Genomic DNA, 12,811 nt, shown 5'->3' with positions numbered 1-12,811 from the left:
GACGTAAGCGTCTGCTCGAACCCCGTAGTCATCGGCGAGTGCCGAGGGCTTACTTGACCTAGGAGAACGCCGCACTATCCGTGGCGCAATCAAAGCTCGAATATCATTGCGGCGGTGGCTTTCCGAGTCCGTTCAATGCGGTGGCGACACGGCTGAGGCCGGTCGCGTTGTCGGCGTCGATGTTCATCCCGAAAGTGTTGTCGGCGTTGTACATGGCTTGCGCCGAGGAAACTATGGCGTTGCCAGTTCCGGCCAACCTGGTGATCGTGGACTCCATCTCGCGCTTCAGCGAGTCCGCCAAAGCGACCAATTTAGGCCCAGTGACGAAGCCCGGATTCCCGCTGGCCGCAGGTTGCGCCGAGTCGAACAGCGGAACCAGCGCGGCGCGTGCCGTGGCTGCCTCGGTCTCGATGGTGCTTCCAGCGTTCTTGACCTCGGTGGGTGCAATTTGAACGAAGTCACCGCTCACTTGTAAATCCTCTCGGCATCAACCAACCAGATATTGGCACGGCAACGTGTCTCCGGTCGAGTCGTTCACGAAGATGAGCAGCACGACAAGCCAAAGTCCCAATATCAAGACGACTGCGATGACAACTGCGGCAATGACTTTGGTCCACCATCGATGACGACCGATCAGTACAAGTATTAGGCCGATGAGTAAGAAAACCATCGCGATGACGACGAGGCTGAAGCCTGCCTGCCCGAGCATGTCCGTGTCGGGGTGCGACGGCAGTGGTGGCATGCAGTTTCGTCGCAAGACCTCGCGTTCCCACACGTGATTGCGCCACGAACCAATACCCAACGGCACTGCGGCAACGCAGAACAAGATTGCAGATACGACGAACAACCACCGAGACTTCCGGACCCATAGCGTGCCGATGAGGGTCATCACCGGGTCCCCTGCGGCCGAACTATCGTCACACTCTGGTTTCCTTGCTCCTGTAGCCGCATCGGCATCCGGTCCTGAAGACTGTAGTCAACAGCGCCGGGCGTGTGCTGGGTGTAAAGCACGTCACCATTAGGCAGTACAGCGGACACTATCGCCGCGTGATGACTTAGCTCACCTTGGTGAAAAGCGCAGTCAGCGTAGTTAAAGTAAGCGACGTCCCCCGGACGAGCAGCCGACTCAGGTACCGCCGACCCACCAGTATTGAGAAGGAAAAGCCGTTGTTCGTCAGCGTTGTACCAGGACTTGGTGTAGCGAACCGAATCCGCATCCGTACCATGTAGTTCGGGAACCCACGGCGGCACTGCGGGGACATCGGGCACCGAATCGAGCCAGTCGCGCTTTGCCCATTGACCTTCCCTCTCAGGCAATCCGCCACGGCGCAGCGACACCATGACGTTAAAAAGCACCGGGAACGAACCACAGTTTTTCTTCGTGGAGAACCAGAAGCTGTTCGATGGCGACGGCAAGCAGTTCGCGGCCGACTCGATGGCGGCAATCGAGTTGAACAGCGGCGCGAACGGAGAGAGCACGTCGATGCTGGTCAACATGAATCCCGGATTCACAATCACCGCCCAGGTGCCCTTCGACGTCCCCCCGGGCACCAAGGCCACTGTTATCGAACTTCACGATTCGGCGTTCAGCGGCGGGGTAAAGGTCAAACTCAGCTGAGCAGGATTTATTCGAGTTTCCGCGCTCGGCGCGGGTTTGGGTTGGTCGACGTGGATGTAGCCGCAGTGCCCGGCGGCAAATAAGAGCAGGTGATTTGCATGCTCTCATCTTTGGGGTCACCGAGTTCTTAGAGCAGCGTGGTGGCGATGTGACGGATGGTATGTATCCACTTGGCCGAGGCCTGCCGCCGCGAGCACAGTACGTCTTTCAGGGCGTCGTCGATCTTCGACAGCGACACCCAACCCGGTTTGCGCATCGGAACCATCGGGAGTCGCCAGCGGTCGACCGACGCAGTAACGCATTCCTGCCGCATCTTCTTTGGCAATGTAAGCGATAAATACGGAGTGCAGATCTTGGGCAATACGGTCCGGCTCGCTTTGTCGAAAGCGATCATGCACCGGACGACGGCAAGCGGGGAAGGCGCTCTCAATCAGCGGGTCCGGGGTTCGAAACCCTGACGGCGCACCACCACAAGCGTGTTTGTCTACCGGCTTACCCAACGCCCGGCAGCACCAACTCCGGCTCGACCGGAACCCTGCCCGCAGTCATCACCCAGCGAAGGCTCCCAACCAGGACGTGCCCGGACATGCGCGTCACGGTGGATTCCAGCACCGGGGCGTACGGCAACCACAACGGGCGCCGCGCCCACGTCGGCAGCATCGCGACCGCCACCGCGGCCAGCACGCCGTACACCGGTCGGGCCGGCAGGGCCAGCGGTGGAGTCAGCAGCAAAAAGCGCGCGGCATCCCGGGCCGCTGGCGTGGCGCGCAATTCGGGTCGGTAAGCCTCAATGCGCTCATGCAACTCGCGTTCGGTCTCCGGCGGCGTCGGCACGCCCAGTGCCCTTGCCACCACGGCCATATCGGCGACGTACCCGTCCCGGCCGGATTGGTCGAGCGGCGCTGCGCCATACAGTTGATGGGCGAGCAGGAAGCTATCCACCTCGGCGATGTGCACCCACTCCAGTAGGTGCGGGTCCGACGCGTGATACGGCCGTCCATCAACGGTGACACCACGCACGTAAGTGTGGATGCGCCGGACCTGGTCGACGGCATGCTGGGCGTCGGCAGCGCAACCGAACGTCGTCGTCGCCAGGAAGGTGCTGGTGCGCTGCAACCGCCCCCAGGGGTCACCTCGATAGTCGGAGTGGTCGGCAACGCCGGCCATTGCCAGCGGATGCAGCGACTGCAGTAGCAGGGCCCGCAACCCGCCGACGAACATCGACGCGTCCGCGTGGACGCGCCGGATGGGCCGGTCCTCGCCGAACCACCGTTCGCCCGGGGTGTGGTGGATGCGCTCACGGTTGGTCGGCCCCTGCGGTCCGGCCACCATGGCGAACAATCTGCTTTCCAGGTCGCGCCTGACCGCGCTGACCGCTGACGACAGAGTCATCTCTTCACCGTACGAGCTGACTGTTGGGCGGCGCTCTTGAAGATGATGTCGACGGCGGCTTCGATGATCTCGTCGTTGGGCACTGTGCCGTACATCAGCGACGGGCACGCGACGACCCCGGTGAGCATCGACACGGCAGCGTCCAGCGCCGCTCCGGAGAAAACCTCTCCGAGCATGGCGTACATCTGGTGCTGGCCGTCGGTGTTGACCTTGTCCCGGACCCGCCTCATCTGCTCCTCAGAGGCCCATTGCGCCATGCTGGCGAGCACCCGGTCGAGCCGCAGTTCGAGAATCCCGGAACGAAATACCTTGAGTTCCTCGACGACATCCGCGCGCAGGTCACCGGTGCGTTCGTGATGGGGCATCTCGCCGAGCGATTCGATCGCCGTGATGATCAGGTCGATGCGGGTGGGCCAGTGGGTGTACACGGTGGTCTTGGAGTAGCCGGCGATCTCGGCGACCCGCGCATGGGTGATCGCCTCGGACCCGTCCCCGGTGAGAATTTTCAGGGTGGCACGGGCGACGTCCGCGCGGGTGCGGGCCACCCGCGCGTCTTCAACGCCGGACTCGTCGTTAGCCGAGACGGGGGTCATATTCGCCGCGCCACCTAGTTTGCATCGGCCCTTCCTTTGCGGGCGCCGCCAGAGAGAACTCGTTCGGCCCAGAAGTCTACTGGGCGGCTCGCCGACCCTCTGTAAGTCCCGACTCAGTAGTGAACTTATCTATCAGTAGACACTTTTCTGTTCACTATTGTACGTTTAGATCAGTATTGAACGGGTGATCCATCACACTGACATCCACGCAATGGAGGGAAACCCATGTCAGCTGTCTTGTTCGGGTCCATCAGCACTCTCGCCGACACGTCGGAATTACAGCGGCAAGCCTTCAACGAGGCGTTTGCAGCCTCCGGACTCGACTGGGAGTGGTCACGCGAGGACTACATCTCGATGTTGGCTTCCAACGGTGGGGCACAACGGATTCAGGATTACGCAGAGTCCCGCGGTGAGGACGTCGACGCCGCGGCGGTACACGCGCGCAAGTCCGGCATTTTCCAACGGCTTCTCGGCGACTCGACTGTGCCGCTGCGTCCCGGTGTGGCTGCCGTCGTTGCCGAGGCCAAGGAACACCATCACAAACTTGGCTTCATCACCACCACCTCACCGGACAACGTCGCCGCGCTGTTGACAGCTCTACAGCCGCAGATCAGTGCGGACACTTTCGATCTCATCGTGGACAAGGAGTCCGTGACAGCACCGAAACCCGATGCCGCGGCGTACGAATTCGCCCTCGAACGACTCGGCGAGCACGCTGCCAGCGTGGCGGCGATTGAAGACAACGTCGGAGGAGTCGCCGCCGCGACTGCCGCCGGCATCACCTGCGTCGCCTTCCCGAACCGGAACACCAGCGGTGGCGACTTCAGCGCCGCCATGGAGACCGTCGAATCTCTGGACGCCGCAGCCGTTCTCGGCCTGGTGACCCGCTGAGTCCAGCCCTGACCTATCCGAGGAACACGCAATGAGCAATCTTCAGGCCCGAGTGACCACGAGTGACAGGGCGTTTCACGTCGAAGGGTACGAAAAGATCGAGTACGACCTGCTATACGTCGACGGCGTCTTCGGCCGCGACAACACACTGCTGGCGGACAGTTACCGTCCGTACGGCCGGACGCTGATGGTGATCGACGAGACCGTGTATCAGCTCTACGCCGACTCGATACACGACTATTTCGAGCAGCACGAGATCGAGCTGACCGTGGTCCCGGTCCAGATTCGGGAGACGGCCAAGTCACTGGAGACTTACGAGCGGATTGTGAGCGAGTTCAATGCTTTCGGGCTGGTCCGCACCGAACCTGTGCTCGTCGTGGGCGGCGGATTGACCACCGACGTGGCGGGGTTCGCCTGCGCGAGTTACCGGCGCAACACCCCGTACATCCGGATTCCAACCACCCTGATCGGCCTGATCGACGCGAGCGTGTCCATCAAGGTCGCGGTGAATCACGGCAAACACAAGAACCGCTTGGGTGCCTACCACGCTTCGCAGCAGGTCCTGTTGGACTTCTCGTTTTTGAAGACGCTTCCTGAGGATCAGGTGCGCAACGGGATGGCCGAACTGATCAAGATCGCCGTCGTCGGCAACGCCGAGATCTTCGAACTGCTCGAAGCGCACGGCGCCGATCTCCTGCGCACGAGATTCGGCCATCTGCACGGCAACTCGGAGTTGCGTTCCGTGGGTGACCATCTCACCTACCTCGCGATCGCCACCATGCTCGACCTGGAAGCGCCCAACCTGCACGAGATCGACTTGGATCGGGTGATTGCGTTCGGGCACACGTGGAGTCCGACACTGGAGCTCACCCCGCCCATCCCGTTCTTCCACGGTCACGCGATCAACATCGACATGGCGTTGTCAACCACGCTGGCCGAGCAGCGGGGTTATCTCTCAGTCGCCGACCGCGATCGCGTGCTGGGGGTGATGAGCGCACTGGGACTGGCTTTGGACAGTGAACATTTGACCGAACAACTGCTTGCCGAGGCGACGGCAGCCATCCTTCGAACCCGCGACGGCCTGCTTCGTGCGGCGGTACCCGACCCGCTAGGTCGATGCACGTTCCTCAACGATGTCAGTGCCACCGAACTGGCCGATACGTTGTTGCTGCACAAGAAGATCTGCCTGGAATTTCCCCGCGCTGGTGACGGCGTAAATGTCTTCGCCGCACCGGAGGTGGTGGGGCAGTGACGGCAACGTTGGAGATCGAGCGGCCGGCAGCGGTTCGCGAGCCGGCACGCAGGGACGCCAACGTCGGCCGAACTGTTGCCACGTTGCTCGCCCTGTTGGTCACGCTGCCGATCGACCTCGCCGTGGTAGCGCTGACACTGCTGAGCCGGCGGCGGCCACCCCAAACGCCGGTCGCCCCCCAAGCCCGTCGCACCATCTTGCTCAACGGCGGCAAAATGACCAAGGCCCTGCAGTTGGCCAGGTCCTTTCACCTGGCCGGGCACCGGGTGATCCTGGTCGAATCTGCCAAGTACCGCCTGACCGGACACCGGTTCTCCCGCGCCGTCGACGAGTTCTACTGCGTGCCCGAGCCGACGGCTCCCGACTACGCCTCGGCACTGCTGCGTATCGCCCAGTATGAGAACGTCGACGTGTTCGTCCCGGTGTCCAGCCCGGCGGGCAGCGTCCCCGATGCCTGGGTGGGAGCACTGCTCGACGGCACCTGCAACACTCTTCATGTCGATCCCGGAACGGTTCGACTGCTCGATGACAAGGCCGAATTCGCGGCTGCTGCAGCATCACTGGGCCTTCGCGTACCCGACTCCCACCGGATCACCAGCGCTGCGCAGGTCGCGGACTTCGAATTTCCACCCGACCGCGACTACATCCTGAAGCGAATTGCCTACGACCCGGTAGGCCGCATCAACCTCGCCCGCCTGTCGGCCCGCACACCTGAGCGCAACGCCGCCTTGGCGCGGTCCCTCCCGATCTCGGCGGACGACCCCTGGATCTTGCAGGAGTTCGTCGACGGGCGCGAATACTGCACCCACGGCACCGTGCACGACGGCTGGCTGCAAGTCTACGGGTGCTGCGAATCCTCGGCGGCCCAACTGAACTACCGGCATGTGGACAAGCCCGAAATACAGTACTGGGTAGAGACATTCGTGGGGAGTCTCGGCCTGACCGGGCAGGTGGCCTTCGACTTCATCGAAGGTCGGGACGGGCACACCTACGCCATCGAGTGCAATCCACGGACCCATTCCGCGATCACCATGTTCCACGATCACCCGGCATTGGCCGCCGCCTATCTCGACGACGAACACCCGCTGATCACGCCGGACCGCGGTGCTCGCCCCACCTACTGGATCTACCACGAGTTCTGGCGTCTACTCACCCAACCCGGACGGTGCCGCAGACTCCGGACCATGCTGGGCGGTAAGGACGCGATCTTCACCCGGTGGGATCCGTTGCCGTACCTCATGGTGCACCACCTGCAGATTCCGGCACTGCTGTGGGACAACCTGCGCAGCCGAAAAGGCTGGAGCCGCATCGATTTCAATATCGGCAAGCTCGTCGAGGACGGCGGCGACTGAATGGCCGTCTCAGCACGCGTGTCGGTGTTGCACCTCGTCGGGTCGGCCCTTGACGACTTCCATGCCGAGTTGTCCTGCCTGTATGCGCGCGCTTGTCTGGGTGCGCTCGCCGATCCGGACCGCTACGACATGCATGTGGCGTACGTGTCACCGGGTGGGACGTGGCGATTCCCGAAAGACCTCAGCATCGAAGCACTGAAATCAGCTGCGCCGATGACGGTATGGGATGCAGTCGAGCACCTGCGCTGCCTGAAGGTGGATGTCGCCGTGCCGCAGATGTTCTGCATCTGCGGGATGACCTCCTACCGCCGCCTGCTGGGTGTGCTGGGCATCCCGTACATCGGCAACCGACCGGAAGTGATGGCGGTTGCTGCCGACAAAACCATGGCACGCGACATCGTGGCCGCGGCAGGCGTCGCTGTCCCGGCGGGCCAGGTGGTGCGAGATGGTGATCGTCGATTGAGGCTGCGGCCGCCGGTCGTCGTCAAGCCGGTGAACGCAGACAACTCGGTGGGCGTATCGCTGGTGCGCAGGCCGATGGATCTTGGCGCGGCGATCGACGCGGCGCTCGGGCACAGCGCAGCCGCCCTCGTCGAGTCTTATATCGAGCCGGGACGAGAAGTACGGTGCGGCATCGTCGTTCGCCGCGGCAAGCTCGTGTGCCTGCCGCTGGAAGAGTACGCCGTGGACGCCACGACCAAACCGATCCGGCACCGCGATGACAAACTGCGCCGCACCAACGCCGGCGAACTGTACCTCGCCGCGAAGGAACCCAGCCGGGCCTGGATCGTCGCCCGCGATGATCCGATCACCGAGGTCGTATGGGAGGCAGCCCGGCAGTGCCACCGGGCTTTGGGCTGTCGCCACTACAGCCTGTTCGACTTTCGCATCGACCCCACCGGTAAGCCCTGGTTCCTCGAAGCCGGTCCGTATTGCTCGTTCGCCCCGTCCAGCGTACTTGCGGTGATGGCTGCAGCATCAGGGGTGGACGTCACCGAACTGTTCGCCGACCAGCTTCGCGAACTCGGCCTCGAAGGGGGGCCATGCTCGCGCACACCGCACTGACGCCGCTGGGGGCGCGGGTGCCCGACATGCGGGTCGACGGTTTGGGTGGCCGCGACGTTCGCCAGCTCCGCCGGTTGCTGGCCCGGCACGGGGTGCTCGTCCTCCCCGGGCAGGTCATCGGTGACGCGGCTTTCCTGCGGTTCTTGCGCAGCTTCGGTGAGACCATGTTCACGGTCGGCGAGACTCCGGTGCCGGGATTCCCAGACCTGAATATCGTGAGCAATGTGGGTCGCAGCAGGCCACCACGCTCGACGTTTCACACCGACACCAGCTACGTGCGAAATCCCCCGTCCTACACCGCCTTACGGGCGGTGCGCGTGCCGGAACACGGTGGGCACACCTTGTTCACCGATCAGTACGCGGCGTACGCGACGCTGCCACCGGAGGTGCGCCACCGACTCACCGGGTGCACCATCACCCACGTCGTGACGGGTCTGGAGCCAGGCCCGGAGCAAGAGACGCAGGCGGAGCATCCGGTATTCCTGCGGCACCCGCTGTCCGGGCGGACCGCGCTGTATCTCTCGGCGCCGCAGCGCTGCGCCGCGGTCAGTGGGATGTCGCCGCGGCAGGGAGCCGAAACGGTCGACTTCCTGTTCTGCCACTCGACGCGGGACGACAACGTCTACCGCCACGAGTGGTCACAAGGCGACGTCGTGATGTGGGACAACCGATGTGTACTGCACCGTGCCGACCACCGCGGAGTGATCGGCGGCCGCGTGATGCATCGTGGCATGGTCGTCGATCGGGAGCCGTTGACCGTCGAGCGATCGGATTGGTGACATGGAAGAAGCCGAAATACTCGTCATCGGCGCTGGTTTGGCCGGTTTGCGCTGTGCCGATGTGCTCGCCGCGGCCGGTCGCGAGGTGCTGGTCTGGGAAGCGTCGGACGCCGTCGGCGGTCGCATCCGGACCGATGTCATCAACGGGTTCCGTTGTGACCGAGGCTTTCAGGTCCTCAACCCCGCCTACCCCGAGTTGCGTCACACCGTGGATTTGGCGCAGCTGCGACTGCAACCTTTCGGGGCCGGCGTGATCGCGCGCCGCGATGAGGGCTCCGCGGTCTGGGTACACCCGATCCGTCACCCGAAGCGGGTGTTGACAATGCTGTCCTCGGGTGGGGTAAGGGCACGCGATGTGATCGCGCTGGCGCGGTGGGCGTCCCCAGCGCTACGACCGAAAAAGCTGACGGCACCGCAGCATTGGGATGTCAATGTGAGCGAAGCGCTGGATCGGGCCGGTGTGAGCGGCGACGTGCGCCGGGTGGTGGATCGTTTTCTGGCCGGGGTGTTGCTCGAAGAGTCCGGGGCCAGTTCGAATGCGTTCACACTGTTGTTGGCCCGCATGTTCGCGCTGGGCTTGCCGGCGTTGCCGGCCGACGGTATGCAGGCTTTGCCGAGTCAGCTCGCCGATCGACTTTGCAAACGAATTGCGCTGCAGCACCGGGCCATTCGGGTGGTGTCGGACACCCACGGGTCTCACGTCCAGGGCGACGCGGGCAGCGTCCGCGCCCAGCACGTGGTAGTCGCCACCGACGCTGTCGCGGCAACGCCCCTGACCGGCGAAGCGGCACCCCAGATGCACGGGGTGGTGACCGATTGGTGGGCGAGCGACCAGTCGGTACCGGGTCCCCCGATGCTGCGGGTGGATGCCCGCCGAGGGCGCGGACCGGTGCTGAACACGGCGGTGATCAGTGCCGCCGCACCGACTTACGCGCCACCGGGTCAGCACCTGATCGCGGCCTCTGCGTTGGTGCGCGATGGCACCGTCCCCGACGAACATACGATGCGTCAACATGCCGCAGACATCCTGCAGACCGACCATCGCGATTGGGTGCCGGTGACCCGGCACGTCATTCCTGGCGCACTGCCTGCACAGCACCCGCCGCTGCGGGTGCGACGGCCGATCCGCACTCCGGCAGGGACGTGGCTATGCGGCGATCACCGTGATACCGCTTCGATTCAGGGTGCGCTGGTCAGCGGTCGTCGCACCGGCGAGGCGATTCTGCAGGCCATCGGCGCCAACACCGGCTGACCGCTGCCACCTTCGCGGTGTGCGCGGGGGTTACTTCGACTCGCAGGCGAAGCCGTCGTTATCGCGGTCCAACGGGGGCCGGTAGGCGGGATCGCCCCTCGGGATGTTGTAGCGGCCATCGGCGACAGCCGCCTGGCAGTTGGCATACGGCGCATCGGGCTGTGCAGCAGGTGCGATAGCCGTCCCGTAACCCAGGACACCAACAGTTGCGGCCACCGCAGCAACGAGCATACGAACTGTCGTCTCAACACCATCCCTGTGTTGATTGGCGAGATTGCGACACCGCGACCGACGGCGGGCGGAAGTCGAGAAAGTGCCGAACTCCCCGCGAACGGGTTTGGGGCGGGTCCACCTCCGAACTGACCGCGCTTCAGCCGGCGGGACTCACAATCCGCCGGGCGGCCTCCACCACGGCGGCCCGTCGGGCCGCAATCACTTCGGAATCGACCGTTCGCGCATCGGGGTGCGGCGACTGCGCCCAGGCCAGGCCCACCCCGAACAACAGCACCAGCAATTCCATCGGCTGCCAGCATGCGTCCACGTAGCCGGCGGCTTGGGCTGCTTCGATGGCGCGGATGTGACGGGCCGGCATGGAGTCCCACTCGTCGGCGGGGGGCGGGTCGAGCGCCAGCCCTTCCAGGTTCGCCCAGGTGATCATGCGCAGATGCTCGGGCCGCTGACAAGCCAAATCGTAGATTTCGCCCACGAATTCGGGCACCGCCTCCGGATTCAGCGTGGTGGCGGCGAAGAATTCCTCGCTGTCGGCGGCGACCACGCTGCGAAACAACGTTTCCTTGTCCCGGAAGTGCGCGTACAGCCGCTCCTTACTGGCGGTCGCCGCTCGGGCGATCCGGTCGATGCGGGCGCCGGCCAGGCCGTACTGGGCGAACTCGGAGCGCGCGGCACCGAGAATCGTGTCGCGAAGCTCGGACCGGGTGCGCACGATCCGATGATATCCCATACGAACTAGTTCGTTCGGTATAGTGGTCGGCATGGCACCCTTCCCCCCGCCGCGAACAAAAGACGTCGACAGCCGGCCGATCGACATCGATGCGGTGATGAACCATCCGCGCCGCGTAGAGATTCTGCGTGGTGCATTGGAGCGCGTGCACGACGGCATCGCACCGGTGATCGACGCGACCCGGCCGTACGTGAGCGGTCTGAACACGTTGCCGGCCGACGGTCGATTCCTGTTGGTGGGCAATCATACTCAGTTCATCGGTGGCGAGGTGTTGCTGATTCCGCACTTCGTGCGACGCGCGATCGGCACCCGGGTCCGGCCGCTGGCCGACCGCCGTTTCGCCCAGCAGCCCGGGTTCGGCCACGACGTGATGACCGCCTACGGCGGAGTGGTCGGCGACCCGGAGACCGCACGGGAACTGATGCGCCACAACGAGACCATCCTGGTGTTCCCCGGCGGCGGACGCGAGATCGCCAAATTCAAAGGCGAGGAATACCAACTGAATTGGCGTGGCCGGGCCGGCTTCGCCCGCATCGCGGTAGAGAACGACTATCCGATCGTTCCGGTCGGGTTGGTCGGCGGTGACGACGTCTACAAGAGCCTGGTCACCCGCGACAGCCTGTTGGGTCGGCTCAGCCGGGCGGTCAGCACCAGGATGTCCGGCGATGCCGATATGGCGATGCCGCTGCTGCGCGGCGTTGGGCCCACCTTCATCCCTCGTCCGCAACGGATGTATCTGCAATTCGGTGAGCCGATCTGCACGACGAAACCAGCGCGCATGTCTACCGAGAAGTGGGTTGAGTCGGTGCGGGCGGACACCCAGCAGTCCCTGGAAGCGATACTGGACCGGCTGTTGGAGATCCGTACCGGTGACCCGTTCCGGGAGCTGAACCCGCTGGCGTGGACACGGGCAGCCACGGCGGCCTGAAGCGACTACTCAGCGCTGTCGAACTCGACCGGAAGCGTTGCCGGACCGGTGATTCCGACGATCGGCTGCCACGTAACCAGTCCGTAGCGACGAAGATTGCGCATCCGGGCGGCCATCACCCGCAGCGCCTCGGCGAGTTCGCACCGGGCGAGGTTCGAGCAGTCACCGCCAGGTTGGGCTGCTCGGCGAGGAGCTGCCACTGCCCGGGATGGTCGCAGAAGACCTCCACCGCCGCGGCCAGTTGGTTGCGGGTGGTGTCGGTGCCCGCCATCAGAATGCCGGTCGCGAGCATCCGCAGCTCCTCGATGCTCAGCCGGTCGCCGTCGTCCTCGGCGCGGATCGAGTCCGAAATCAGGTCATCGGTCAGTGAGTGGCGCCGGTCAGCCACCATGGCATCGATGTAGGCGTCGAGTTCGGCCCAGGCGGTCAGGATGTCGCGTTCGTACTCTCTGACATTCCAGGTGAACAGCGTGAAGAAGTCGTCGGCCCAGGCCGAGAATCGGCGCCAGCCGTCGCGGGGGGCGCCCAGTACGCGCTGATGACCGGTACCGGATAGGGCCGGGCGACATCCGAGACGATCTCGCTGCGGCCCGCGGCCATCAGAGGGTCGGTCAGTTCGGTGATGATGTCGGTGATGACGGTGTCCAGGCGGGCTACCGAGCGAGGAGTGAAGGCCTGGGGTGGATCGGGCGAGATGCAACGCGTAGACGACTACTCAATTTTTGGTT

At 64.3% G+C, this 12,811-nt stretch carries 16 protein-coding genes and 1 pseudogene; 8 read left to right on the top strand and 9 right to left on the bottom strand.

What is annotated here, in order from left to right; translation table 11 throughout:
• Positions 1 to 103: 103 nt before the first annotated feature.
• The 3 genes from AC5Y5Z_RS14605 to AC5Y5Z_RS14595 are packed head-to-tail and all read right to left on the bottom strand — an operon-like array spanning position 104 to position 1,497.
• Complete coding sequence (locus tag AC5Y5Z_RS14605; protein ID WP_499925815.1) at positions 104 to 469, bottom strand: hypothetical protein; 366 nt, start codon at positions 467 to 469, stop codon at positions 104 to 106.
• Between the two features lie 18 nt (positions 470 to 487).
• Positions 488 to 889 carry a hypothetical protein gene (locus AC5Y5Z_RS14600; protein WP_499925813.1) on the bottom strand — a complete coding sequence of 134 codons (402 nt, stop codon included), beginning with the start codon at positions 887 to 889 and terminating at the stop codon, positions 488 to 490.
• The gene (locus AC5Y5Z_RS14595) at positions 889 to 1,497 is read right to left on the bottom strand and encodes a hypothetical protein (protein ID WP_499925929.1); all 609 of its coding nucleotides are present in this window, start codon (positions 1,495 to 1,497) and stop codon (positions 889 to 891) included. The genes AC5Y5Z_RS14600 and AC5Y5Z_RS14595 overlap by 1 nt, the downstream gene beginning before the upstream one ends.
• Here AC5Y5Z_RS14595 and AC5Y5Z_RS14590 point away from each other — a divergent pair.
• The gene (locus tag AC5Y5Z_RS14590) at positions 1,382 to 1,618 is read left to right on the top strand and encodes a DUF4352 domain-containing protein (protein WP_499925811.1); all 237 of its coding nucleotides are present in this window, start codon (positions 1,382 to 1,384) and stop codon (positions 1,616 to 1,618) included. The genes AC5Y5Z_RS14595 and AC5Y5Z_RS14590 overlap by 116 nt on opposite strands.
• A gap of 127 nt (positions 1,619 to 1,745) precedes the next feature.
• Here the strand turns inward: AC5Y5Z_RS14590 and AC5Y5Z_RS14585 are convergent, their stop codons facing one another.
• The 3 genes from AC5Y5Z_RS14585 to AC5Y5Z_RS14575 all read right to left on the bottom strand — a co-directional run bounded on the left by AC5Y5Z_RS14585 (position 1,746) and on the right by AC5Y5Z_RS14575 (position 3,603).
• Positions 1,746 to 2,012 carry a hypothetical protein gene (locus AC5Y5Z_RS14585; RefSeq protein ID WP_499925809.1) on the bottom strand — a complete coding sequence of 89 codons (267 nt, stop codon included), beginning with the start codon at positions 2,010 to 2,012 and terminating at the stop codon, positions 1,746 to 1,748.
• A 98-nt stretch (positions 2,013 to 2,110) separates the two neighbouring features.
• A complete protein-coding gene (locus tag AC5Y5Z_RS14580) occupies positions 2,111 to 3,010 on the bottom strand; it encodes an oxygenase MpaB family protein (RefSeq protein WP_499925807.1) in 900 nt (299 codons plus the stop codon).
• Complete coding sequence (locus tag AC5Y5Z_RS14575; RefSeq protein ID WP_499925805.1) at positions 3,007 to 3,603, bottom strand: TetR/AcrR family transcriptional regulator; 597 nt, start codon at positions 3,601 to 3,603, stop codon at positions 3,007 to 3,009. Before AC5Y5Z_RS14575 ends, AC5Y5Z_RS14580 begins: the two co-directional genes overlap by 4 nt.
• Before the next feature lie 225 nt (positions 3,604 to 3,828).
• Here AC5Y5Z_RS14575 and AC5Y5Z_RS14570 point away from each other — a divergent pair, with 225 nt between their 5' ends.
• The 6 genes from AC5Y5Z_RS14570 to AC5Y5Z_RS14545 are packed head-to-tail and all read left to right on the top strand — an operon-like array spanning position 3,829 to position 10,194.
• Entirely contained in the window at positions 3,829 to 4,494 is a 666-nt protein-coding gene (locus tag AC5Y5Z_RS14570) for an HAD-IA family hydrolase (RefSeq protein WP_499925803.1), read from the top strand.
• Positions 4,495 to 4,525: 31 nt separating this feature from the next.
• On the top strand, positions 4,526 to 5,746 hold the full coding sequence (locus tag AC5Y5Z_RS14565; protein ID WP_499925801.1) for a sedoheptulose 7-phosphate cyclase: 1,221 nt from the start codon (positions 4,526 to 4,528) through the stop codon (positions 5,744 to 5,746).
• On the top strand, positions 5,743 to 7,098 hold the full coding sequence (locus AC5Y5Z_RS14560) for an ATP-grasp domain-containing protein (protein WP_499925799.1): 1,356 nt from the start codon (positions 5,743 to 5,745) through the stop codon (positions 7,096 to 7,098). The genes AC5Y5Z_RS14565 and AC5Y5Z_RS14560 overlap by 4 nt, the downstream gene beginning before the upstream one ends.
• Positions 7,099 to 8,163, top strand: coding sequence for a D-alanine--D-alanine ligase family protein (locus AC5Y5Z_RS14555; protein ID WP_499925797.1), 1,065 nt, complete (start codon positions 7,099 to 7,101; stop codon positions 8,161 to 8,163).
• A complete protein-coding gene (locus tag AC5Y5Z_RS14550) occupies positions 8,142 to 8,942 on the top strand; it encodes a TauD/TfdA dioxygenase family protein (RefSeq protein ID WP_499925795.1) in 801 nt (266 codons plus the stop codon). Before AC5Y5Z_RS14555 ends, AC5Y5Z_RS14550 begins: the two co-directional genes overlap by 22 nt.
• A 1-nt stretch (position 8,943) precedes the next feature.
• On the top strand, positions 8,944 to 10,194 hold the full coding sequence (locus AC5Y5Z_RS14545) for a flavin monoamine oxidase family protein (protein ID WP_499925793.1): 1,251 nt from the start codon (positions 8,944 to 8,946) through the stop codon (positions 10,192 to 10,194).
• Between the two features lie 30 nt (positions 10,195 to 10,224).
• Here the strand turns inward: AC5Y5Z_RS14545 and AC5Y5Z_RS14540 are convergent, their stop codons facing one another.
• Entirely contained in the window at positions 10,225 to 10,410 is a 186-nt protein-coding gene (locus AC5Y5Z_RS14540; RefSeq protein ID WP_499925791.1) for an excalibur calcium-binding domain-containing protein, read from the bottom strand.
• 154 nt (positions 10,411 to 10,564) lie between these two features.
• A complete protein-coding gene (locus AC5Y5Z_RS14535) occupies positions 10,565 to 11,137 on the bottom strand; it encodes a TetR/AcrR family transcriptional regulator (RefSeq protein ID WP_499925789.1) in 573 nt (190 codons plus the stop codon).
• A 49-nt stretch (positions 11,138 to 11,186) separates the two neighbouring features.
• Here AC5Y5Z_RS14535 and AC5Y5Z_RS14530 point away from each other — a divergent pair, with 49 nt between their 5' ends.
• Entirely contained in the window at positions 11,187 to 12,083 is an 897-nt protein-coding gene (locus tag AC5Y5Z_RS14530) for a lysophospholipid acyltransferase family protein (protein ID WP_499925787.1), read from the top strand.
• A 5-nt stretch (positions 12,084 to 12,088) separates the two neighbouring features.
• Here AC5Y5Z_RS14530 and AC5Y5Z_RS14525 read toward each other — a convergent pair.
• Positions 12,089 to 12,761: pseudogene (locus tag AC5Y5Z_RS14525) on the bottom strand (cytochrome P450); the annotation flags it as partial.
• Between the last annotated feature and the right edge of the window lie 50 nt (positions 12,762 to 12,811).

It is taken from the genome of Mycobacterium sp. NGS29, from assembly GCF_059812965.1.
The sequence above is the reverse complement of the archived record's forward strand: the minus strand, read 5'-3'. Positions and strand labels throughout refer to the sequence as shown.